This window comes from Caballeronia sp. ATUFL_F2_KS9A (genome assembly GCF_023630765.1).
In the GTDB taxonomy this organism is placed as follows: domain Bacteria; phylum Pseudomonadota; class Gammaproteobacteria; order Burkholderiales; family Burkholderiaceae; genus Caballeronia; species Caballeronia zhejiangensis.
Window position 1 is genome coordinate 1 of sequence record NZ_JALQEK010000027.1, and the last position, 24,117, is coordinate 24,117.

A 24,117-nucleotide genomic window follows, 5' to 3' on the forward strand; every position below is an offset into this window, starting at 1 on the left:
GCGGCAGCGCGTAGCGCTGTGCCGATGCTGTTTCGTGCTGAACCAGCGCCCTCGAAGTTATTGGTTGGCAGACCGTGTGCGAGCCAAGCCCGATTAGGTGTTTGAGGGCACTCTTTAGGCGAGTGCCGCCTGGGACGAGAGGACTACCCAAATTGCGTGTGACCGCGGGCCTGAAAAGCTGCTTTCTTTGCTTACTTTCTTTGCAGCAGCAAAGAAAGTGAGTGCCGCCCCGCACAGGGGCAGTGCTAATAGACCGCTAAGAAAACGGGATCCGGCGACTACAGCAAGGAAAGTGACTGCCGCCCCGCACAGGGGCAGTGCTAATAGACCACAAAGAAAACGGGATCCGGCGAAAACAACCACGGCGAAAAGCACCCCCGCCCGGGAACATCAATTGCGATAGAGGACCGCAAGTCCTCACCCAAACCCCGGAGTCCGCAAAAAAATGGCAATGGAGAAGCAACCGCCCGAAGGCGGCGTAGCCCGCACCCCCTCGCAGAGCAACACCAACAAAAAAGTCGAATCCCTCGAAACGTTCCGCTCCGACGCGACCAACCAGGCCCTGACGACAAACCAGGGCGTCAAGATCGCCGATAACCAGAACACCCTGCGCGCCGGCGAACGCGGCCCTTCGTTGCTCGAAGACTTCATCATGCGTGAAAAAATCACGCACTTCGACCACGAGCGCATTCCGGAACGCATCGTCCACGCCCGAGGCTCGGCCGCTCACGGCGTCTTCAAGGTGCACGAATCGCAGGCCGAACTGACGAAGGCCGCCTTCCTGCAAGACCCGTCGAAGGAAACGCCCGTCTACGTGCGCTTCTCGACCGTGCAAGGCTCGCGCGGCTCAGCCGATACCGTTCGCGACGTGCGCGGCTTCGCCGTCAAGTTCTACACCGAAGAAGGCAATTTCGATCTCGTCGGCAACAACATGCCGGTATTCTTCATTCAGGACGCGATCAAGTTCCCCGACTTCGTCCACGCGGTCAAACCCGAGCCGCACAACGAAATGCCGCAAGGCGCATCCGCGCACGACACCTTCTGGGACTTCGTCTCGCTCGTGCCCGAATCGGCGCACATGGTGCTCTGGACCATGTCCGATCGCGCGATTCCCCGCAGCCTGCGCACGATGGAAGGCTTCGGCATCCACACCTTCCGCTTCATCAACGCGCAAGGCAAAGGACGCTTCGTCAAGTTCCACTGGCGGCCGACGATCGGCTCCGCATCGTTGCTCTGGGACGAAGCGCAGAAACTCGCGGGCAAGGATTCGGACTTCCATCGGCGGGATCTCTGGGAAGCGATCGACAACGGCGACTATCCCGAATGGGAACTCGGCGTGCAGATCGTCGAAGAAGAGGATGAACACAAGTTCGACTTCGATCTGCTCGATCCGACCAAGATCATTCCCGAAGAGCTCGTGCCGCTCAAGATGATCGGCAAGCTCACGCTGAATCGCAATCCCGACAACTTCTTCGCCGAAACCGAGCAGGTCGCGTTCTGCCCCGGGCACATCGTGCCGGGCATCGACTTCACCAACGATCCGCTGCTGCAAGGGCGTCTGTTCTCCTACACCGACACGCAGATCAGCCGGCTCGGCGGCCCGAACTTCCACGAAATTCCGATCAACCGGTCACTCGCGCCACTCGCCAACGGCCAGCGCGACGCGATGCATCGCCAGACGATCGACAAGGGACAGGCGTCCTACGAGCCGAATTCCATCGACGGCGGATGGCCGAAGGAAACCCCGCCCGCCGCATCGGGCGGCGGCTTCGAAAGCTACACGGAGCGCGTCGAAGGCTCGAAGATCCGCGTGCGCAGCCCGTCGTTCAAGGACCATTATTCGCAAGCCACGCTCTTCTGGAACAGCATGACCGATCCGGAAAAGGATCACATCGTCGGCGCGTATTCGTTCGAGTTGTCGAAGGTCGAGCGCAAGCACATCCGCGAGCGCCAGCTCGGCATTCTCGCGAACATCGATGAGACGCTCGCCGCGCGCGTCGCCGAGAATCTCGGCTTGCCCGCGCCGAAGAAGAACGCGGATGCCGACGAGCTCGGCAAGTCTTCGGTGACGGAATCGCCGGCGCTGTCGATCGTCGCGAAAACGAAGCCGTCGATCAAGACGCGCAAAGTCGCCATTCTCGCCGCGCCCGGCGCCGATGCCGCGAGCATCAAGGCCGTACAGGACGCGCTGAAAGCCGAGGGCGCGCACGCAAAGGTCATCTCGCCGACGCTCGGCTCGCCCGCGCAAGGCATCGAGGCCGATGCGACCATCCTCGGCATGCCGTCGATCATGTTCGACGGCGTGATCGTCGCGGGCGGCAAGGACAGCGCGAAGACGCTGTCGGAATCCGGCGACGCGCGTCACTTCGTGCTCGAAGCGTTCAAGCATCTGAAGGCCATCGGCGCGATCGGCGACGGCGAGGACCTGCTCGCGGCCGCGCATCTGCCGGGCGGCGAGGAAGGCGTCGCCGTGGGCAGCGACGCGAATGCCGTGCTGAAGAGCTTCATCGAAGCGATGAGCAAGCATCGCGTGTGGTCGCGCGCGCAAAAGGCGGAGTCGGTGCCCGCCTGACGCGCGTTTCGCGCCGCGCAACGAAGCGCGGCTTCATGCGTCACGCCGTCGATATACGCGCCCGGGTGTTTTTGAGACACTAGCCGCACTCGGGTCCATCGGGGCGTGACGTGTTCAATCTAGCGCAGCATCGCGCCGGCGCCGGGCGGGGCGCGTGCGCTGTTCTCGCGTGTGTGCTCTGCATCGCGTGCGGGTTTGCGCATGCGAAGGAGTCCATCGTGATCGGCGCGGTGCCGGGCATGGCGCCGCCGCTCGACATGGCCGATTCGGTGAATCATTGTTCGGCGCGGCCGGGCTTGCCGCGCGGCATCTCGGCCGATTTCGCGAACGCCGTCGCGAGTGCGCTCGGAATCGATCCGGACTGGCGCTTCTTTCCCGACAGGCCGGCGATGATCGCGGCGCTCAGGCTCGGCGACATCGACATGGCGACGGGCGCGACAGGCGAAGACGCCGGCGAACCGCTCGCGTTCAGCCGCCCGTATCTGCCGACGAAGCTGATCTACGTCGAGCCGCTCCATTCCCATCCGCCGACGCATCGGCTTGCTTACGTGGCCGCGCAGACGTCGCCGGCGCGTCTGCGCGCGGCGTATCCATCGCTCGAACCCGTGGCTTATCCCGATCTGACCGGCGCGCTGCTCGCGGTGTCGCTCGGCGACGCGGACGCCTTCGTCGGCGACATGACCGTGGCCTCGTACACGATCGATCATTTCGATTTGCCGAACCTGACGATCACCGGTTTCGCGACCTTCGACGAAGGCGGCTACAGTTTCGCGTTCGCGCCCGGACGCGCCGACGCCGATGCGCTGCGCAAGCGCGTCGACGATGCGCTCGCCGCATTGCCGCCGAGCTTCGCGCTCGTGACGCACGAGCGCTGGCAGCCGGCGGCGTCCGCGATCACGCGCAACACGCCGATCCCGCTCACGCGCGAGGAAGCAGCGTGGATCGCGGCGCATCCCGTCGTGCATTATTCGATGCTCGCGCAGGCCGCGCCGCTGATGTTCCGCGATCAGCGCGGCAACGCGGCGGGCATCGCCGTCGATATCCTCGACGCGATCGCGCGCGTGACCGGCTTGCGCTTCGAGCCGCGCATACGCACGTCGATGGCGCAGTTGCGCGCCGATCTGAAGAGCGGCGCGTCCGCGATCGTGCCGTTCAGTCTCGGCGCGTTGTCGCCGTTGCCCGGCGGCGAGGCGACCACGCCGACGGGCGAAAGCATTTTTGCGATCGTGACCGCCGTGGGCCGTCCGCCCTTGCGCGACGCCGCCGCGCTCGCCGGCAAGCGCATCGCGATTTCGCACGATTGGCCGATCCTGAACTTCGTGCGCGAGGATGCGCCGCAAGCGCGCATCGTCGATTCGAAACCGTTCGACGGTCCGTTTCGCGCCGTGGCCAACGGCGACGCCGATGCGGCCGTCGCCGATCTGCCTTTCGCCAATTACGCCGTGGGCAATCCGTTTCGCGGCACGCTCACGATCAGCGGCGTGCTGTCGACGAAGCCGATTCCGCACGGACTCATCGTCAGTGCGGGCGAGCCGGTGCTGCTCGGCATCGTGAATCGCGCGATCGCGAGCCTGCCGCCGCCGGAACTCGAATCGATCCGCACGCGCTGGAAGCTCGCCGAGCATCCCGAAATGATGTGGGAGCGCCGCCGTCCGCAAGTCGAGCTGGGCGCGCTGCTCGGCATTGCGCTTTTGCTCGCGCTCGCGGGCTGGGCGTTGACGCTGCGCGTGCAGATCGCGCGACGGATCGCCGCCGAACGCGCCATGCGCGCCGCGAAGGAAGAGGCGGAAACGGCGAATCGCGCGAAATCGACGTTCCTCGCGACGATGAGCCACGAAATCCGCACGCCGATGAACGCCGTGCTCGGCCTGCTGGAAATGGAGCTGCGTGCGCCCGGCGAGCGCGCCGCGACCGAGCGCGCGCTGTCGACCGCGCATCACGCCGCGCGCGATCTGCTCGGCATGATCGACGATCTGCTCGACGTCGCGAAGATCGAGGCGGAGCGCCTCGTGCTCGCGCCCGCGCCGCTCGAGCTCGAATCGTGGATCGCGGGCGTCGCGGCGATCTACGAGCCGGCCGCCCGCGCTAAGGGCATCGCGCTCGTCGTGAAGCGGCTTTCCGGCGACGGTCCCGTCTGGATTCGTGCCGATGGTCAGCGTTTACGGCAGATCGTCGGCAATCTGCTCTCGAACGCGATCAAGTTCACCGATACCGGCGCGGTCACGCTCGAACACGACGTCGCGCCGGCGCTGGACGGCAGGCGCGTGGTGACGCTCGCGGTGTCCGATACGGGCATCGGCATCGCGCCCGGGAAGCAGGCGCTGCTGTTCACGCCGTTCGTGCAGACGCACGATGGCCGTGCGCGCAGCGTCGGTGGCACCGGCCTCGGCCTCACGATCAGCAAGCGGCTCGTCGAGATGATGGGCGGCGCGATCGAGCTGGCGAGCGAGCCGGGGCGCGGCACGCGCTTCACCGTGCGGCTCGATTTGCCCGAGGCGGATGCCGTCGCGTGCGCCGCCGATGCGCCGGCCGTGGAGACGGGCGTATCGGCGGAATCGCTTGCGGGCTTGCGCGTGCTCGTCGTCGACGATCATCCGGCGAACCGCATCGTGCTCGACGGACAAATCCGGCTGCTCGGCGGCGTCGCGCAACTGGCCGTAGACGGCAAGAGCGCGCTCGCACGCTGGCGCGCCGCGCCGCACGCCGTCGACGTGATTCTGACCGACTGCTCGATGCCCGAAATGAGCGGCGAGGAACTGGCCCGCACGATTCGCGAGGACGAAGCGAAGCATCCGGCGACGCGCGCCGTGCCGATCATCGGCCTGACAGCGAACGCGCAGCCCGAGGCGGCATTGCGCGCGGTCGCATCGGGCATGAACGCGTGCCTCGTGAAGCCGCTCGGCCTCGACGCGCTGCGCGAGGCCTTGCTCGGCGCGACGCGCGACGGCCGCGTGCCGGTTGCAGCGCCGGTCGCATCGGCGACGCGCGAATCCGGCGAGCCGGTTCTGGATGCCGCGTTGCTCGCCGGTTTCGGTGAGCAGGCCGGGACGCTCGTCGATACGCTGAAATCCGCGAACGCGAGCGATCTCGCCGGCGCGCAAGCCGCGTTCGCCGACAACGACCACGCCTTGCTGCGCGACATCGCCCATCGCATGAAGGGCGCGGCGGCGGTGATCGGCGCGGCGTCGTTCATGCGCGCGTGCGTCACGTTGCAGCGCGACTGCGAACTGGCGGTCGACGACGATCGCAACGGCGAGGACGATGCGCGCATCGCGGCATCGTTCGCGGCGTTCGTCGCGGCGGCCGAGGCGCTCGATGCGGCGCTCGACGCGGCGTCGGCATCGGTTTGTCCGGCGTCCGGCGCGTCGACGTGACGCGGCTTCGCGGATCGCGAGCAACTCTTCGCGTGCGGCGCGCGTTTCGTGTGCTTTAATTGAACCTCCGATCATCTTGAAAACAAGCGGCGGACCGAGGCCGCGATCGATGGCGCACGAAACGCATGAGTCGAAGGGATACCGGGTTCACCGAGGAACCGAAACCGGGCGCGCGCCGCGCCCGCCGGGCCGCGCGCGCGGCGCTCGCGTGCTGCTGCGCGATGCTCGCATGCGTGCCCGGCACGCCGCGCGCCCAGCGCGCCGAATGGCTCGATGCGCGCGTCACGCAGGCGACCATCGTCGATACGATCTGCATTCCGGGTTACGTCGACCGCGTGCTGCCGTCGTTTGAAATCCAGATGCGTCAGAAGGAGCGGCTGCTCAAGCAGCGCAGCATCGATCCGTCGTTCGCGTCGGAATACGCGCTCGATCATCGTATGCCGGTGCTGCTCGGCGGCTCGCCCAACTCGCCCGCGAATCTCGATCTGCGCCGCTGGGAAGGGCGCGAGGGCCAGCGCCGAAAGGAACGGCTCGCGGTGTACCTGAAGCGCTGCGTCTGCACCGGCGACATGACGCTGAAAGAAGCGCAAACCGCAATGGCGGGGGACTGGCCGAATCGGTATCCGAATCTTTCCAGCATGACCTGTACGGGCCTGTAACGATGCGTTCGGCTTATCCGTCCGATTTAGAACATCTATTGAAATAGGCGGAATGTCGCATCACACGCGCCATTAACGGGATTAGTATGGAGCTATCTCGAAATTAGTCCTGGAGTCGCCATGATGCTCGCGTATGTGTCCCTCTTCGTTGTCGGTACGCTCGCGGCGCGGATGATCGCGAGGCAGAGCCGGCGGCCTGTTTTCGCACGCGCAAGAAGGTGACGACGATGAACCTGCTCGTCTGGAATCTTCCTCAACGCTGCGCCGCGCGCGACGTGCGGCGATTTCTCGAGCACGAACTCGGGCAGTATGCGAGCGACATCGAAGTTCACGGCGCGGGCACCGCTCACGCCTACGCGACCGCCAGGCTCGCGACCGATGTGCCTTACATCGGCGAGGCGATCGCCCAGAAGCTGTGCCATCAGCGCTTTCACGACGAACCTTTGCGTGCCCGGGCTTCCGCGTCCGGCGACGCCTCCATCCGTCTGCATTGATGTTTCCGCTGCGCCGCGCATCGTCGCGCGTGCGGTCGGAACGAACTTTGCTGCGCTTCCGTTGACGAACCTCAAGTAGCGGCGAAGCCGGCGCGTCGTGCGCGCCGGCTTTTTTGTCGATGCGCGCAGTCTCGCGCATGGGCCGCTCGAACCGGGCGATCCGGTGGATCGTCCGTTGGCGAATGGCAAAGCGGATCAATCAAATCAATGCATCAGGCAGGAAAGAGCAGGACGAACAAGACGCCGATCGGTGCAAGGTTTCTCGTGTGCGCTGCGGCGGGCGCGCTTCTTTCGATCTCGACGGCGGCTCGCGCGCAGCCTCAGGCGGCCTCGGGCGCATCGGGAGCGGTCGCGCAGGGACGCGTGACGGCGTTGCCCGTCGCGCCCGTCGCCCGCTCTATCCCGGTGCCGCCGATGCCGCAGGGCGCAAGCATTCCGCAAGCCGCGAGCGCGCCCGAGCGCGCGCTTCCCGCCATGCCCGTGCCGATGCCCGCGCAACCGGCTCCGGAGGCGTCGGCTGCGTCGGCTGCATCGGCGGCGTCGGCTGCATCGGCTGCATCGGCGGCGAGCGCAGCCAGCGCGGCATCGGCGGCGAGCGCGGCATCGGAAGCGGCCGTGCCCGAAGTGCCCTTGCCGCCGGAAACACCCGAGCCGAATCTCGCCCAGCGCAGCGGCATGCAGCCGGCCGGCGCGTATGCGATGCGGCAGACTTTCGCGAAGGAAGTCGATCGGCGGCTCAATGTGCCCGTCGCGGATCAGCAGGGCTACGGCCGTCTGCTGCAACGTACGCTGGAAGAAGACGGTCACGGCGGCCTCGTCAACGAATTCGTCGTGATGGTCGATCGCAGCGCGAACGTGCAGGCGATCTTCGTCTATTTCCGCGCGAAGGCCGACGATGCGTGGTCGATGATCGGCGCATCGCCGGTATCGACGGGGCGTCCCGGCAGTTACGATCACTTCCTCACGCCGCTCGGCGTCTTCCAGCATGTGCCGGGCAACATGGACTTTCGCGCCGAGGGCACGCTCAACGAGTTCAAGATTCGCGGCTACGGCGCGCGCGATATGCGTATCTACGATTTCGGCTGGGCCGAAGGCGAGCGCGGCTGGGGCCATGGCGGCAAGTCGCCGATGCGCTTTCAGATGCACGCCACCGATCCCGAGAAACTGGAGCCGCTGCTCGGCATGCGGCACTCGAAGGGCTGCGTGCGGATTCCGTCGACGCTCAACACGTTCTTCGATCATCACGGCATTCTCGATGCGCAATACGAGGCGCGCGTATCCGAAGGCCAGTCGATGTGGGTGCTGAAGGCCACGCGCAAGACGACGCCCTGGGCGGGGCACTATCTCGTCGTCGTCGATACCGGAAGGAAGACGCGGCCCGCGTGGGCGCCGGGTCCGGGCAAGGCGGTGCGCGAGCACATCCCGGCGGGCGCGGACACGGTCGATTGAGGCGTGCCGGGCGTGCTATTTCGAGCGCGCGAGCAGCACGCCCGCGAGCGCGACGCCGAAGCCCGCGAGCTGCATCGCGTCGAGCGTCTCGCCGAATGCGAGATAGCTTTCGAGCGCGGCGAGCGGCGGCGCGAGAAAGAGCAGGGCGGTCGCGCGCGATGCGTCGCCGCGACGGACCATCCATACGAGCAGCGTCGTCGCGACGCCCGAGAGCATCACGATGCCCCACGCGAGCGCGAGCCACGTCGTCGTGGAGACGATGAAGCGATGCTCGCCTAGCGCGATCACGAGCACGAGCGCGACGATCGTCGCGCCCGCGTTTTGCAACGCGCTGGCGCTGCGGATATCGGCGCGCGCGAGCGAAGTCTTCTGATACAGCGTGCCCGCGGTGATCGCGACGACGGCGAGCACGGCGATCGTCGCGACGAGCCATTGCGGCGCGTGTCCGGACGATGCGTGCGTGACGGGCGCGCCGCTCGCCGCGATCTTCGGCGCGAGCACGAGCGCCACGCCGAAGAGGCCGAGCACGAGCCCGCTCCATGCGCGCGGCGAGAGCCGTTCACCGAAGAGCCGCGCGGCGACGGCGGCGGTCAGAAGCGGTTGCAGCGCGCCGAGCAGCGCCATGATGCCCGCGCCCATGCCTTGCGCGACGGCCCAGTAGCCCGCGCCGAGATAGACGCCTTGCAGCAGCACGCCGGCGAACAGATGGCGGCCGATGTCCCCGCCTTTCGGCCATGGCGCGCGCGTGACGACGGCGATTGCGAGAAACAGCAGCGTCGTGCCGCCGAAGCGCGCGAGCAAATAGAGATTCGGATCGACGTAGGGCGTGATCGCCCTTGCGACGATGAAACCCGTCGACCAGAGAAACACGAAGACGGGCGCGGCGAGAATCGAGACCATGTGAGGCAAGCGGCGAAACGAAATGCCGCAGTATCGGCCGGAACGCTTGCGCGCGTCTTGTCTAACCGTGCACTTCGGCGCGGCGCGTCATTCGATGGTGAACGTATCGAGCGGCTGATTGGCGCGCGCTTCGCCCTCGAAACGCCGCGATAGTTGCGCATGCAAGCGCTTTGCCTCGTCGAGTGTGAGGTCGATCCAGTAGGGATCGCCAGCCGCGTCGTTCAGACGTTCGGGAGGGAACTGGATTTCGATCACCACGCCTTTCTTGTACATCGTGTTGCCTCGTTCAAAGCTCGTGCATAAGGCACGAAGTCTAGCGGAGGCGTGCTTGTCGATTGCGTACCCGGGGGAAAGAATTCATTGCGCGTCGTGGCTTGACGAATCGCGCTTGCCAGAGAAATGCCACATAGGGCCGCTAAACTCCACACGCCGCCTTGCCTTTCTTCATCGAACGATGCTCGCCGAACAACGTCACCAGTACATCCTCTCCGAATTGGACAAGCATGGCGCGCTCGCGGTGGCGGATCTCGTGCGTGCGTTGTCGGTGTCGCGCGAGACGGTGCGGCGCGATCTCAACGCGCTCGCCGGACGCGGGCTCGTGACGACGACGCATGGCGGCGCGTTATCGGTCGACCGGCGCGAGCCGCACGTCGATGTGCGCGAAACCGAGAACGCGGCGGCGAAACATGCGATCGGCGTGCGCGCGGCGGCGTTCGTGCCGGACGGGGCGTCGCTCGTCATCGATTCGGGAAGCACGACGCAGGCGTTGGCGCGTGCGTTGGGGCAGCGGCATCGGCTGACGGTGTATACGAACGACTGGCGTATCGCGATGTTGCTGGCGCGGCGCAATGGCAATCGCGTGACTTTGCTGGGTGGCGAGATCGCCGATCTCGAAGATGCGACGTTCGGGCTCGATACCATTCAGCAGCTTGCGCAGTATCACGCGGATTTTGCTTTCGTCGGGGCGGGGGGGATTACGAATGACGCGCATCTGACGGATTATTCGCGGCTCGCCGCTGAGGTGCGCGGGAGCATGATCGCGTCTGCTGCGTGCCCGGTCGTGGTTGCTGATTGCTCGAAGTTCGGCCTGGTTTTGCCAGTTAGGATCGCCGGGTTCGAGGCGGTTCGGTTTCTGGTTTGTGAAGCTCTGCCTGAGCGGGGGGTCCGAAGGGCGCTGGCCGCGCGGGGGCTTGAGGTCGTTGTTGCTTGATTTTTGTTGTTCGCTTTCGATGGGTCTCGTTTTCGTGTCGGCTCCGGGGTTTTCGCCGGATCCCGTTTTCTTAGTGGTCTATTAGCGTTGCCCCTGTGCGGGGCGGCACTTACTTTCTTTGCTGCTGCAAAGAAAGTAAGCAAAGAAAGCAGCTTCCGATACGCCCGCGGTCACACGCAATTTGGGTAGTCCTCTCGTCGATCGTGGGCTGCCTAAAGAGTGCCCTCAAACACCTAATCGGGCTTGGCTCGCGCACGGTCTGTGTCATCGCACCACACAACAAACGGGTTCAGCACCAAATAGCTCCGGCCCGCTTCGCGGCCGACCGGTCAAGCGGGGATGCATGTGCTTCTCTACTAACGTCTCCATCTCACGGCACTCGCCGCTCGCCGGTTTCCCTTGCGGACCCGGCGGCAGCGCGTAGCGCTGTGCCGAAGCTATTTCGTGCTGAACCAGCGCGCTTAACGTTTTCGGGCGGCAGACCGTGCGCGAGCCAAGCCCGACTGGGTGTTTGAGGGCACTCGTTAGGCGAGTGCCGCCTGTGACGAGAGAACTACCCAAATTGCGTGTGACCGCGGGCCGTGACGAGCTGCTTTCTTTGCTTACTTTCTTTGCAGCAGCAAAGAAAGTGAGTGCCGCCCCGCACAGGGGCAGTGCTAATAGACCGACACGAAAACGGGATCCGGCAAAAAGCACAGAGCTAAAAGCAGACAGCAAAGAACAAACCACAAACCCCTTGGCGAAATATGCAAATACGTGGCGACCCGTGGCGCCTTCACGTCGATGTCACACATCTCTGCAATATTCCGGGTCGAAGGTCGCCCCCGACCTTCATCGATCCCCGACACGAGAGACCACCATGACCCGCGATTCCCGCTTCGCGCGCACTGTGCTGCCGGCGTTCGCCGCCGCGTTTGCTCTGCTTGCCGCGATGCCCGCTCACGCCGCCGACGCCGTCGTCCTCTACACCGCCGATGGCCTCGAGAATCTCTACAAGGACGTGCTTCCCGCATTCGAAAAGAAGGAAGGCGTGAAGGTCAACATCGTCACGGCGGGCAGCGGCGAAGTGGTGAACCGCGCGACCGTCGAAAAGGATTCGCCGAAAGCAGACGTCCTCGTCACGCTGCCGCCGTTCATCCAGCAAGCGCAACAAGGCGGCCTGCTGCAGCCGTATCAGAGCGTGAACTACAAGAACGTGCCCGCCATCGCGAAGGAAAAAGACGGCGCATGGGCCACCTTCGTGAACAACTATTTCTCGTTCGCGATCAATCCCGAAGTCACGAAAACCGCGCCCAAGACCTTCGCCGATCTCCTGCATCCGAACTACTCCGGCAAGATCGCATACTCGAATCCAGCCACGGCAGGCGACGGCATGGCCGTCATCATCCTGACGTCCGCGCTGATGGGCGAAGACCAGGCTTTCAATTACCTGAAGGATCTCGAACAACACGCGAAGTTCCATACGAAGGGCACGGGCTATCTCGACGTGCTGCTCTCGCGTAACGAGATCGCATTCGCGAACGGCGATCTGCAAATGGACCTCGACGATGCCGCGAACGGCGGTCTCTCCATCAAGCCGCTCTTCCTGTCGCACAAGGCAGGCGAAGCGCCGAGCACATTCCAGCTTCCGTATGCAATCGGCCTCATCAAGAGCGGACCGAATCAGGCGGCGGGCAAGAAGCTCATCGACTATCTGATGTCGTCGGATGTGCAGTCGAAAGTGCCCGATATCTACGGCATCCCCGGCCGCACCGACGTGCCGCTCGCCGGCAAGAACGGCGAAGCCGTCAAGCAGGCGATCTCCGGCGTGAAGCTCATTCCCGTCGACTGGAACGAAGTCATGCAGAAGAAGGCGGGCTGGACCGAGCGCTGGAAGACCGAAGTGATCGGCAACACCGGCAAGCAGACCGACGTCGTCAAGCCGAAGTCCTGATGAGCGCCGTCCCCAAGGAAGCGTTCGGCGTCGATCAAACGCCGGGCGTGCACATCGATCGTCTGACGGTGCGCTTCGGCACGCGTACCGTGCTCGACGATCTCTCGCTTCGCATCGAACGCGGCGAATTCCTCACCGTGCTCGGCCGGAGCGGATGCGGCAAGACCACGCTGCTGCGCTTCATCGCCGGCTTCGTGAAGGCCGATGCGCTCGCGGGCACGCTCGCCGTCGCGGGCCGCGATCTCACGCACGTGCCGCCGCATCAGCGCAATCTCGGGCTGCTGTTCCAAAGCTATGCGCTGTTCCCGCATTTCTCGGTGTTCGACAACGTCGCGTTCGGCTTGCGCGCACGGAAGCTGAAGACGGGCGAGATCGCGCGACGCGTCGCCGATGCGCTCAAGCTCGTGCAGCTTTCCGATGCCGGTCACGTCATGCCCGCGCAGCTTTCCGGCGGCATGCAGCAGCGCGTGGCGCTGGCGCGCGCGCTCGTCATCGAGCCGGACGTGCTGCTGCTCGACGAGCCGCTCTCGGCGCTCGATGCGAATCTGCGCGCTTCGGTGCGCAGCGAGCTGAAGGCGTTGCATGAGCGCTTGCCGAATCTGACGATCGTCTGCGTGACGCACGATCAGGACGATGCGCTCGTGCTCTCCGACCGCACGCTGCTGATGCGCGATGGCCGCATCGCGCAACTCGGTGCGCCGCGCGAGCTGTACGACGCGCCCAACGATGCGTTCGTCGCGCGCTATCTCGGTGCCGCGAATTTGCTGCCGCCGCGCGTGGTGTATCCCGTCGGCGATGCGCGGCACGACGAGCGCGAACGTCTCGCGTGCATTCGTCCCGAACGATTCGCGATCGCGCCGTTGGGAGAAGGCCATCTGCATGGCACGATCGCGTCCGTCGAATGGTATGGCGCGGCGCTTTCCATTTCCGTTGCGCTCGATGCGTTGCCCGGCGAGCCCGTGCTCGTGACGACGCAGCGCGGCCATTCGCGCATGCCGGACAAAGGCGCGCGCGTTTCCCTTCGCTTCGAGGCTGACGATGTCGTCCTTGTTCGTCCCTGACAGCGTCGCGCGCGACGAACGCGGCATCTGCGACGCCTATCTCTCCGCGCAATTCGCAGCGCACGCCAAAGAAGCGCAACGCCGCGAGCGCAAGGCGCGGTGGCATCTGCTCTTCATTCTCGTCGTCGTGCTCGGGCCGCTCGTGGTGTATCCGCTCGCGCGCCTCGTCATGTCGAGTGTGACCGGGCCGCACGGTTTCTCGCTGCACGCGTACAGCGCGTTCTTCAGCAACCCCGAAACGCGCGGGATGATCGGCACGACGCTCGGGATTCTCTTCGCGAGCGCGAGCATCGCTTCGTTGCTCGGCGTCGCGCTCGCATCGATGCTGTTCTTCAGGCCGTTCGCGCTCGCGCGCCTGCTCACGCGTTTTCTGGAATTGTTCGTCGCGTTTCCGTCGTTTCTGGTCGCGTTCACGCTGATCTTTCTATACGGCTCGCAAGGTTCGGTGAGCATCGGTCTGCAGCGGATCTTTTCGCTCGATGCGCCGCCGCTCGATTTCCTTTTCGGCATCGGCGGCGTGATTCTCGCGGAGGTCGTGTTCTATGCGCCGTTCGTCGTGCGTCCGACGCTCGCATCGTATGCGACGCTCGACATGCGGCTCGTCGAAGCCGCAAAGAGCCTCGGCGCCGATGGCTGGATGGTCGCGACGAAAGTCGTCTTGCCGCTCGCGTGGCCGGGCATCGCGGCAGGCACGATCCTCTGCTTTCTGCTGACGTTGAACGAGTTCGGCATTCTGCTCGTGCTCGGCAGCGCACATCTGATCACCTTGCCGATCGCGATCTACAGCGCCGCGACCGTCGACCTCGATCTGGCCACCGCGGCCGCGGGTTCGGTCGTGATGCTGTTGATGTCGCTATCGCTCTATGCGTTGTATCGACGCGTGAATCGGCAAACGAGTCGCCGTTCGGGAGAGCGCTGACATGCAACTCATCGCTGCTGCGTTCAGACCTCGCGCGCTCCTGCGTCATGCGTTCACGGGCCTCTTCGCGTTGCTGTGCTTCTGGCTCTTCGTGCTGCCGGTGATCGTCGTCGCGTTGTCGAGCGTCGCGTCGCACTGGTCCGGCACGATCCTGCCCGATGGTTTTTCCACGCGCTGGTTCGCGCGTCTTTCATCGAGCGATCTCGATGCGGTCGCGACGAGTCTCGAAGTCGGCCTGGGCGTCGCGTTTCTCGGCACCGCGCTGGGACTCTGGCTCGCGCTCGCGCTGGAAGGACGCGACCGGCGCGGTCTCGGCGCACTCGTCGATGCCGTCGCGATGATGGGCAGCGGCGTGCCGAGCGTCGTCCTCGGGCTCGCCGTGTTGATCGCGTATCACAAGCGTCCGCTCGATCTGTCGGGATCGGCCGCAATCGTCGTGCTCGTGCAACTCGCGCTCGTGTTGCCGTTCTGTTATCGATGCGCCGCCGCGGCGCTGCGCCCCGAGCTCACGACGCTGCGCGAAGCCGCCGCGAGTCTCGGCGCGCCGCCGCGCATGGTGCTCGCGCGCGTGGTATTGCCGCAACTCGTGCCCGCGATCCGCGCGAGCCTCGCGCTCGGTTTCGCGCTCTCGCTCGGCGAACTTGGCGCGACGCTCACCGTGTATCCGCCCGGATTCGCGACGGTGCCGATCGTCGTCGTCGGGCAGGTGAATCGCGGTTACTATCTGCCTGCGTCCGCGCTCTCGCTGATTCTGCTGGGCGTATCGCTCGCGGCGCTTCTGCTGATCGCCGCACGCGCGCCACGCCGCTCCATCGCATGACAAACATACGGAATCCGAACTAAATATCGATGCCATCATGTGCCCGCAAGCTCTTCGTTAGCAATTTGCGGGCCGCTCTCCGTTTCCGCCTTGTCATACCAAAAAAAATAAAACTGGCGTAACCTGCACGTTCAGGCACGTCCGCACCCGCCAGACCGGGGCAGGGCGCCAATTCGGTGCGTCCGGATTGAACTCCCGTCAGGCTTTCGCGGTCGTTGCATATGTTGCAAACACCGGAGGTTTCGATGACATCCGTCGATCTGGAATTCGACCAGCTCAACAGTACAGTCGATGCGCTCAGGCGCTCCATCTCGAACCGCCTGATGTACGGCGTCGGCAAGGATGCAGTCACCGCGCAGCCACGGGACTGGCTTCACGCCGCTGAACTGGCCGTGCGGGATCGTCTCGTCGCGCGCTGGATGCGCACCACGCGGCTCCAATACGAACAGGACGTGAAACGCGTCTACTATCTGTCGATGGAATTTCTCATCGGCAGAACTTTCAGCAATGCGCTGCTCGCGCTAGGCATCTACGACGAAGTGCGCGATGCGCTCGCCGGCTTGGGCGTCGATCTCGCGGCGCTCGAGGAACTCGAGCCGGACGCCGCGCTCGGCAATGGCGGCCTCGGACGCCTTGCGGCCTGTTTCCTCGATTCGATGGCGACGGTCGGCGTGCCGGGCTTCGGCTATGGCATCCGTTACGAATACGGGATGTTCCGTCAGACGATCGTCGACGGCAATCAGGTCGAGATGCCCGATTACTGGCTGCGCGCGGGCAATCCGTGGGAGTTTCCGCGGCCCGAAGTCGTGTACACCGTGCATTTCGGCGGGCGCACGGTGCAACATGACGATCGCACCGACTGGATCGACACCGAGCACGTCAACGCGATGGCCTACGACACGGTTATTCCCGGCTTCGCGACAACGGCCACCAACACGCTGCGCCTGTGGTCCGCGCGCGCAACCGACGAGTTCGATCTCTCCGCGTTCAATCAGGGCGACTATCGGCGCGCGGTGGAGGCGAAGAACACATCGGAACATGTGTCGCGTCTCTTGTATCCCGACGACTCGACTCAGGCCGGACGCGAGTTGCGTCTGCGTCAGGAATACTTCTTCGTCTCCGCGACGATGCAGGATCTGATACGCCGCTATCAGCGCACGCATACGCACTTCGGTCGGCTCGCGGAAAAGGTCGCCGTGCATCTGAACGACACGCATCCGGTGCTCGCGATTCCGGAGTTGATGCGCCTGCTCGTCGATCGGCATCATCTGCCGTGGGACAAGGCGTGGAAGCTTGTGCAGCAGATGTTCTCCTACACGAATCACACGCTGATGCCCGAAGCGCTCGAAACATGGGACGTCGAGATGCTCGCGCGCTTGCTGCCGCGGCATCTGGAGATCATCTTCGAGATCAACGCGCAGTTCCTGAAGCAAGTCACCGAGAAGTTCGGGCGCGATGTCGAACTGATTCGGCGCATCTCGCTCGTCGATGAATTCGGCCAGCGGCGCGTGCGCATGGCGCATCTCGCGATCGTCGCGAGTCACAAGGTGAACGGCGTATCGAAGCTGCACTCGCAACTGATGGTGCAGAACATCTTCTCCGACTTCGCGCGCATGTATCCGGAGCGCTTCACGAACGTGACGAACGGCATCACGCCGCGCCGATGGCTCGCGCAGGCGAGTCCGTCGCTGTCATCGCTGATCGACAAGCGGCTCGGGCCGCGCTGGCGCACCGATCTCTTCGAGCTTGGCAGGCTGCGCGAATGGCGTGACGATCCGGAGTTCTGCAAGGCCTTTCACGATGCGAAGTTCGCCAACAAGCTGCGGCTCGTGGAACGCGCGAAACGGGACGCCAACGCGATCATCAATCCGGAAGCGCTGTTCGATCTGCAGGTGAAGCGCATCCACGAATACAAGCGGCAATTGCTCAACATCCTGTATGTGATCGTGCGCTATAACCGCATCCGCGAAAATCCGGAGCAGGACTGGACGCCGCGCGTCGTGATGTTCGCGGGCAAGGCGGCGTCCGCGTACAAGATGGCGAAGAACATCATCAAGCTCATCAACGATGTGTCCCGCAAGATCAACACGGACCCGCTCATCGGCGATCGGCTGAAGGTCGGCTTTATTCCGAACTACGGCGTTTCCGTGGCCGAGCTCATCATTCCGGCGGCGGATCTGTCGGAGCAGATTTCGATGGCGGGCACCGAAGCATCGGGCACCGGCAACATGAAGCTCGCGTTGAACGGCGCACTGACAATCGGCACGCTCGATGGCGCGAACATCGAGATCTGCGGTGCCGTGGGGCGCGAGAATATTTTCATCTTCGGCAACACGACCGACGAGATCGAATCGTTGCGCGCGGCGGGTTATCGGCCACGGCAGATTTACGAGGAAAACGCGGAGCTCAAAGTCGCGCTCGACCAGATTCGACTCGGGCACTTCTCGCCGGAAGAGCCGCACCGTTTCTACGACATCTTCCATACGCTCGTGGACTGGGGCGATCACTACATGGTGCTCGCCGATTTCGACAGCTTCGACAAGACGCAGACCGAAGTCGATCTCAAGTACCGCGACAAGGATGCGTGGACGCGGAGCGCGATCGAGAACGTCGCGGGCATGGGCATTTTTTCGTCGGACCGCACGATCGCGGAGTATGCGCGCGACATCTGGCACGTCGAGCCGTTGCAGCTCACCTGACGACGCGTTCAGCGCCGTGTGATGCGCGTAATGCGCGTCACGCGGCCGAGCGTTGCGTTGGGAAAATGCGCGGTGAGCGTGCCGATGACATCGTTGATGTCATCGCGATCGGTCTCGACATGGAGCGTGGTGCAATCGCGGAGGCGGCTCGTCTCCACGATATAAGCCTGCGTGCCCGCGCCGAACGCATACGCGAGCATGTCGCGTGCGGCCGACGAATCCAGTCCCGGAACGGTGAGATCGAACGCGACGCAGTGGCGTGCTTCGCGGCGGCGCGGCGAGCCGCCGTTGACCACGCGGGAAAGAGCGATCGAGTCTGATGTGCGGATATCCATCGATGGAAGCCGTCCGGCGACGGCTCGTTGTGGCGATGCCCGCACTCTAGCGCCGCGCGCCTAAAGGCCGGGCTAAAGAAGCGCGCCGCCGTGTAAACGGCGCATCAAGATCAGGCTTGCGATGACTTCGCGCCTGCGCTCGCCGCATGTTTCGCGACCGCCTCGCCGACGAGCGCCGCGACCTTGTCCGCGAATTCCTGATCCTTCGTGATGAGCACTTCGCGCTCGCCGTCGGGCGTCGCGACCATCAACTGATAGATCACGTCCTGCGTGATCCAGGTGAGATAACCCACGACGACGATCATCACGCCGAGCACGAGCGCCGCGCCCGAGCCGGTGAAGATGCCCGCGCCGAGCACGATCAGCCCGATCAGCGCGATGATGACCGGCAAAGGCTTCTGGCGCGGGATCATCACGACGCGCGCGGCGCGCAGATCGCGCAGCGGAATCATCTGACCGGACGCCGAGAGTCCGGCGCGCGAAAGCGTCACGCCACGTTCATTGAAAGGAGTATCCATAAGGTTTGTGCAGTCTTCTTGCAGCCGATGAAACCGGGGAGCGTACCAGACGGCGCGGCGCGGCGGCATGTCGCACATCGACGCATTCGGCGGGGTTTGCATATCGTAAATTTACGATATATACTTCGCAGCAAGACGATTCGGAACAGGCTGCACGTTCCGTCCGTCAGACGGACGAGCAACGAAATGGACATCGACGCAATTCACAAGGCCCTCGCCAACCCCCTTCGCCGCGAGATTCTGGAATGGCTGAAGGAACCCGAGCTGCATTTCCCTGATCAGGAATTGCCGCACGTGCACGGCGTTTGCGCGGGTCAGATCGATGGGCGCTGCGGCATGTCGCAGTCCACCGTTTCGGCGCATCTCGCGACCTTGCACAAAGCCGGACTCGTCACCACGAAGCGCGTTGGACAGTGGGTGTTCTTCAAGCGCGACGAAGCGGTCATTCAGGCGTTTCGCGATTCCATCGGGAATCTCTGAGCTTGCTTGCCATTCGGTGAAAGTCTGCTTTCAATTTCATTAGGAATCCAATTCATGTCGACTCTTTTCGATCCGCTTAAAGTTGGCGCACTCACGTTGAAGAACCGCATCATCATGGCGCCGCTCACGCGTCAGCGCGCGGGCGTCGAACGCGTGCCGAACGCGTTGATGGCGCAGTACTACGCAGACCGCGCATCGGCGGGGCTGATTCTGAGCGAAGCGACGTCGGTGACGCCGCAAGGCGTCGGCTATGCCGACACGCCGGGCATCTGGTCCGACGAGCAAGTGGAAGGCTGGAAGCTCGTCACGAAGGCCGTGCACGAAACGGGCGGCAAGATCTTCCTGCAACTGTGGCACGTCGGCCGCATTTCCGATCCGATCTTTTTGAATGGCGAACTGCCGGTCGCGCCGAGCGCGATCGCGGCGGGAGGACACGTGAGCCTCGTGCGTCCGCAGCGTCCGTATGTGACGCCGCGCGCGCTCGAACTGGATGAGATCGCCGGTGTCGTCGCGGCGTACCGCAAGGGCGCGGAAAACGCGAAGCGCGCGGGCTTCGACGGCGTCGAAGTGCACGGCGCGAACGGCTATCTGCTCGACCAGTTCCTGCAGGACAGCACGAACAAGCGTACCGACGCCTACGGCGGCCCGATCGAAAATCGTGCGCGCCTGCTGCTCGAAGTCGTCGATCAGGCTATCGAAGTTTGGGGCGCGGATCGCGTCGGCGTGCATCTCGCGCCGCGCGCGGATTCGCACACGATGGGCGACAGCGATCGCGCCGCGACCTTCGGTTACGTCGCGCGTGAACTGGGCCGCCGCAAGATCGCGTTCATCGCGGCACGCGAGCATGAAGCCGCCGACAGCCTCGGGCCGCAATTGAAGAAGGCGTTCGGCGGCGTGTATATCGCCAACGAAGGCTTCACGAAGGCCAGCGCCGAAGCGATCATCGCCCGCGGCGACGCCGATGCCGTCGCGTGGGGCAAGCCCTTCATCGCGAATGCGGATCTGGTGCGCCGCTTCGAAGTCGATGCCGATCTCAACAACTGGGACACGTCGACGTTCTATGCGCCGGGCGCGAAGGGCTATACGGATTACCCGTTGCTCGAAACGGCGGAATAAGACGCGTCGAAGTTAGCGTCTCGATGAAAACAGCGGCTCCGGCCGCTGTTTTCATTGATGGTTTCAAAGCTGCACCAAATAGTGTATTGCTGGCGTTCGGATCATTCATTCCCTTCATCGCTGATGTGCGAGCGGCTCATACCGCAAAGGAGTGCCTATGTCCTGGCTTACGGCAACACTGCGCAGTTATCCTGAAATCGCCATCTTTCTGTCGCTCGGCGTCGGCTATTGGGTCGGCGGAAAAAGCTTTCGCGGCTTCAGCCTCGGCGCCGTGACGGCGACCTTGCTCGCGGCCATCGCCATCGGGCAACTAGGCATCACCATTTCGTCGAACGTCAAATCGGTCTTCTTTCTGATGTTCCTGTTCGCCGTCGGTTACGGCGTCGGTCCGCAGTTCGTGCGCGGCATCGCGAAAGACGGCTTGCCGCAGGCGATCTTCTCCGTCATCCAGTGCGTGCTGTGCCTCGCGGCGCCTTACGCGGCGGCGAAGATCGCGGGTTATGACGTCGGCTCGGCGGCGGGCCTGTTCGCGGGCTCGCAGACAATTTCCGCTTCGATGGGCCTCGCCACCGACGCCATCAACCGGCTCGGCCTGCCGCCGGATCAGGCGAAGGCGCTGCTCGACGCGATGCCGACCGCCTACGCCGTGACCTATATCTTCGGGACGATCGGCTCCGCGCTGATTCTCGCGATGCTCGGGCCGAAGCTGCTCAACATCGACCTCGTCGCGGCCTGCAAGGAATACGAGGCGACGCTCGGCGGCGGCGGCGATCTCGGCGGCGCGGGGCAGGCGTGGCACAAGTTCGAACTGCGCGCGTATCGCGTGGCGGAGCACGGGCGCGCGGCGGGCATGTCGGTCGCGCAGGCCGAAGCGCTGGAGCCGGAAGGCGCGCGGCTCTTCATCGAGCGGATTCGGCGGGGCGGAACCATTCAGGAAGCGAAGATCGACGACGTGCTGCAACCGGGCGATGTCGTCGCGGTCTCCGGGCGGCGCGAGCTGCTCGTCGATCTGCTCGGCGGCGTCGCGACCGAAGTGGACGACGCCGAACTGCTCGCCGTGCCGATCGAAGGCGTCGATATCTACGTGACGAGCAAGGCCGTCGACGGCAAGACGCTGCAGGAGCTCGCGCATATGCCCGCTTCGCGCGGCGTGTTTCTGCGCAAGATCAAGCGCGGCGCGACCGAAACGCAGATACCGATTCTGCCGAGCACGAAGCTGCATCGGGGCGACACGATCACGCTCGTCGGCCGCACGCAGGACACGTCGGCGGCGGCGAAGGCGATCGGCGTGCTCGACCGTCCGACCGACGCCGCCGACATGGCGTTCGTCGGCCTCGCGATCACGCTCGGCGCGTTGATCGGCGCGCTCGTGCTGCATGTCGGCGCGATTCCGCTCACGCTGTCGACGGCGGGCGGCGCGCTCATCGCGGGCATCGTGTTCGGCTGGCTGCGCGCGATCCATCCGACGTTCGGCCGCATTCCGTCGCCGACGATCTGGTTCATGAACTCAGTCGGCCTGAACGTCTTTATCGCGGTCGTGGGGATTTCGGCGGGGCCGGGCTTCGTCGCGGGCTTGCAGAAGCTCGGCGTGAGTCTCTTTCTGTGGGGCATTTTCGCGTCGGCGGTGCCGCTCATCATCGGCATGTACATCGCGAAGTACGTGTTCAAGTTTCATCCCGCGATCCTGCTCGGCATCTGCGCCGGCGCGCGCACGACCACCGCCGCGCTCGGCATGATCTGCGACGCCGCGAAGAGCCAGGTGCCGGGCCTCGGCTACACGGTGACGTACGCGGTCGGCAATACGCTGCTCACGATCTGGGGCATGGTCATCGTGATGCTGCTGACGTGACGCGGTCTTCCTGCCGCATTGTTTCCATCATCAATTCTGGAGGTGTTGGATGGCAAAGTCCGATAAATCGGGTTCCAACGACCGCGCCGGCATGGCGGCGCTCAGCCCGTTCGAGCTGAAGGACGAGCTCATAAAGGCGGCGGGCGGCGGGGCGGTCGAGCGTCCGGCCAATCTCGCGATGCTCAATGCGGGGCGCGGCAATCCGAACTTTCTCGCGACGATACCGCGTCATGGTTTCTGGCAACTCGGCCTCTTCGCGATGCGCGAGTCCGAGCGCTCGTTCGCGTACATGCCGGAAGGCGTCGGCGGTTTTCCGAAGCGCGAAGGGCTCGAAGAGCGCTTCGAGATTTTCGCGCGCGAGAACAAGGGCGTGCCGGGCATCGCGTTTCTTGCGGGCGCGGTGTCGTATGTGCGCGATCAGCTGGGCCTGAACGCGGGCGACTTTCTCTATGAGATGTGCGAAGGCATCCTCGGATCGAACTATCCCGTGCCGGACCGCATGCTGAAGCTGTCGGAGCAGATCGTCGCGCAATACCTGCGGCGCGAGATGATCGGCAAGCATCCGTTCGTCGGCGAATTCGATGTCTTCGCGGTCGAAGGCGGCACCGCCGCGATGACCTACATCTTCAACACGATGCGCGAGAACTTCCTGATCGCGCCCGGCGACACGATCGCGCTCGGCACCCCGATCTTCACGCCGTACATCGAGATTCCGCGCCTGAACGATTACAAGCTGAAGGTCGTCAATCTGGAGGCGGACGTCGCCCGCGGCTGGCAATACTCGAAGGCCGAGCTCGACAAGCTGCGCGATCCGAAAGTGAAGGCGTTTTTCCTCGTGAATCCGAGCAATCCGCCATCGGTGAAGATGGACGACGAAAGCCTCGAATACATCGCGGAGATCGTGAAAGAGCGGCCCGATCTGATCCTTCTGACCGACGACGTCTACGGCACCTTCGCCGACGATTTCGTGTCGCTCTTCGCGTTGTGCCCGAAGAACACGATCCTCGTTTATTCGTATTCCAAGTATTTCGGCGCGACCGGCTGGCGTCTCGGCGCGATCGCGACGCATCGCGACAACGTGCTCGACAAGCAGCTCGCCGCGCTGCCGAAGGACAAACGGGCGGAGCTTCACGAACGCTACGAATCGATCACGACGGAGCCCGACAAGCTCAAGTTCATCGACCGGCTGGTTGCGGACAGCCGTACCGTCGCGCTGAATCACACGGCGGGATTGTCGACGCCGCAGCAGGTGCAGATGGTGCTGTTCTCGCTCTTCTCGCTGATGGACACGCCCGACGCGTACAAGAACGCGTTGAAGCGCCTGATCCGCAGCCGCAAGCAGGCGCTGTATCGCGAGATCGGCATCGCGCTCGAAGAAGAGGACAAGAACGAAGTCGATTACTACACGATCCTCGATATCGAATATCTCGGCGAGCGCAGGCACGGCCGCGAACTGGTCGACTGGGTCATCAAGAACACGGAGCCTTCGGAGATGCTCTTCAGGCTCGCGAAAGAAGCGCGTGTCGTGCTGCTGCCGGGGCGCGGCTTCGGCACGCAGCATCCGTCGGGGCGCGTGTCGCTCGCGAATCTGAACGAGAGCGACTACATGCAGATCGGCCGCGCGATCCGTAAGCTGATGGACGAGTACATCGAGCGCTATAACAAGGCCGTCGGCAAGAAGTCCGACAAGAGGTAAACAAATCGGGCCGCCCGATACGTCTGGCGGCCC

The 24,117-nt window shown here is 64.3% G+C and carries 19 protein-coding genes; 15 read left to right on the forward strand and 4 right to left on the reverse strand.

What is annotated here, in order from left to right; all coding sequences use genetic code 11:
- Positions 1–451: 451 nt before the first annotated feature.
- From katE to NCS67_RS14895, 5 genes are all read left to right on the forward strand, one after another.
- Positions 452–2,572 (forward strand): catalase HPII, encoded by a 2,121-nt coding sequence (gene katE, locus NCS67_RS14875; protein WP_250435560.1) that lies wholly within the window; start codon positions 452–454, stop codon positions 2,570–2,572.
- A gap of 218 nt (positions 2,573–2,790) precedes the next feature.
- Positions 2,791–5,946, forward strand: coding sequence for an ATP-binding protein (locus NCS67_RS14880; RefSeq protein ID WP_250435561.1), 3,156 nt, complete (start codon positions 2,791–2,793; stop codon positions 5,944–5,946).
- A 125-nt stretch (positions 5,947–6,071) separates the two neighbouring features.
- A complete protein-coding gene (locus NCS67_RS14885) occupies positions 6,072–6,605 on the forward strand; it encodes a hypothetical protein (protein ID WP_008353800.1) in 534 nt (177 codons plus the stop codon).
- A gap of 227 nt (positions 6,606–6,832) precedes the next feature.
- The gene (locus NCS67_RS14890; protein ID WP_008353799.1) at positions 6,833–7,099 is read left to right on the forward strand and encodes a hypothetical protein; all 267 of its coding nucleotides are present in this window, start codon (positions 6,833–6,835) and stop codon (positions 7,097–7,099) included.
- Positions 7,100–7,306: 207 nt separating this feature from the next.
- On the forward strand, positions 7,307–8,548 hold the full coding sequence (locus NCS67_RS14895; RefSeq protein WP_250435562.1) for a L,D-transpeptidase: 1,242 nt from the start codon (positions 7,307–7,309) through the stop codon (positions 8,546–8,548).
- Positions 8,549–8,563: 15 nt separating this feature from the next.
- On the opposite strand, the gene NCS67_RS14900 is transcribed toward NCS67_RS14895, so the two are convergent.
- Complete coding sequence (locus NCS67_RS14900; protein ID WP_250435563.1) at positions 8,564–9,448, reverse strand: DMT family transporter; 885 nt, start codon at positions 9,446–9,448, stop codon at positions 8,564–8,566.
- A gap of 87 nt (positions 9,449–9,535) precedes the next feature.
- Positions 9,536–9,721 (reverse strand): hypothetical protein, encoded by a 186-nt coding sequence (locus NCS67_RS14905; protein ID WP_008353795.1) that lies wholly within the window; start codon positions 9,719–9,721, stop codon positions 9,536–9,538.
- A gap of 181 nt (positions 9,722–9,902) precedes the next feature.
- Between NCS67_RS14905 and NCS67_RS14910 the strand changes: the two genes are divergently transcribed.
- From NCS67_RS14910 to NCS67_RS14935, 6 genes are all read left to right on the forward strand, one after another.
- The gene (locus NCS67_RS14910) at positions 9,903–10,658 is read left to right on the forward strand and encodes a DeoR/GlpR family DNA-binding transcription regulator (RefSeq protein ID WP_250435636.1); all 756 of its coding nucleotides are present in this window, start codon (positions 9,903–9,905) and stop codon (positions 10,656–10,658) included.
- An 859-nt stretch (positions 10,659–11,517) separates the two neighbouring features.
- Complete coding sequence (gene phnS, locus NCS67_RS14915) at positions 11,518–12,591, forward strand: 2-aminoethylphosphonate ABC transporter substrate-binding protein (protein ID WP_250435564.1); 1,074 nt, start codon at positions 11,518–11,520, stop codon at positions 12,589–12,591.
- Complete coding sequence (gene phnT / locus NCS67_RS14920) at positions 12,591–13,652, forward strand: 2-aminoethylphosphonate ABC transport system ATP-binding subunit PhnT (protein ID WP_250435565.1); 1,062 nt, start codon at positions 12,591–12,593, stop codon at positions 13,650–13,652. Before phnS ends, phnT begins: the two co-directional genes overlap by 1 nt.
- Entirely contained in the window at positions 13,630–14,571 is a 942-nt protein-coding gene (locus tag NCS67_RS14925; protein ID WP_250435566.1) for a 2-aminoethylphosphonate ABC transporter permease subunit, read from the forward strand. Before phnT ends, NCS67_RS14925 begins: the two co-directional genes overlap by 23 nt.
- Position 14,572: 1 nt before the next feature.
- Positions 14,573–15,391, forward strand: a complete 819-nt coding sequence (gene phnV / locus NCS67_RS14930; protein ID WP_175979137.1) for a 2-aminoethylphosphonate ABC transport system, membrane component PhnV — start codon at positions 14,573–14,575, stop codon at positions 15,389–15,391.
- Positions 15,392–15,636: 245 nt separating this feature from the next.
- Entirely contained in the window at positions 15,637–18,090 is a 2,454-nt protein-coding gene (locus NCS67_RS14935) for a glycogen/starch/alpha-glucan phosphorylase (protein WP_250435567.1), read from the forward strand.
- A gap of 8 nt (positions 18,091–18,098) precedes the next feature.
- On the opposite strand, the gene NCS67_RS14940 is transcribed toward NCS67_RS14935, so the two are convergent.
- Together NCS67_RS14940 and NCS67_RS14945 are read right to left on the reverse strand one after the other, a co-directional pair.
- Positions 18,099–18,425, reverse strand: coding sequence for a hypothetical protein (locus NCS67_RS14940; RefSeq protein WP_250435568.1), 327 nt, complete (start codon positions 18,423–18,425; stop codon positions 18,099–18,101).
- A gap of 110 nt (positions 18,426–18,535) precedes the next feature.
- A complete protein-coding gene (locus NCS67_RS14945; RefSeq protein ID WP_250435569.1) occupies positions 18,536–18,943 on the reverse strand; it encodes a DUF6232 family protein in 408 nt (135 codons plus the stop codon).
- A 186-nt stretch (positions 18,944–19,129) separates the two neighbouring features.
- Here NCS67_RS14945 and NCS67_RS14950 point away from each other — a divergent pair, with 186 nt between their 5' ends.
- From NCS67_RS14950 to NCS67_RS14965, 4 genes are all read left to right on the forward strand, one after another.
- Entirely contained in the window at positions 19,130–19,423 is a 294-nt protein-coding gene (locus NCS67_RS14950) for an ArsR/SmtB family transcription factor (protein WP_008353786.1), read from the forward strand.
- Positions 19,424–19,477: 54 nt separating this feature from the next.
- Positions 19,478–20,539 (forward strand): alkene reductase, encoded by a 1,062-nt coding sequence (locus tag NCS67_RS14955; protein WP_250435570.1) that lies wholly within the window; start codon positions 19,478–19,480, stop codon positions 20,537–20,539.
- A 157-nt stretch (positions 20,540–20,696) separates the two neighbouring features.
- Complete coding sequence (aspT, locus tag NCS67_RS14960) at positions 20,697–22,388, forward strand: aspartate-alanine antiporter (protein ID WP_008353783.1); 1,692 nt, start codon at positions 20,697–20,699, stop codon at positions 22,386–22,388.
- A 49-nt stretch (positions 22,389–22,437) separates the two neighbouring features.
- Positions 22,438–24,084 (forward strand): bifunctional aspartate transaminase/aspartate 4-decarboxylase, encoded by a 1,647-nt coding sequence (locus NCS67_RS14965; protein ID WP_008353781.1) that lies wholly within the window; start codon positions 22,438–22,440, stop codon positions 24,082–24,084.
- Positions 24,085–24,117 lie beyond the last annotated feature (33 nt).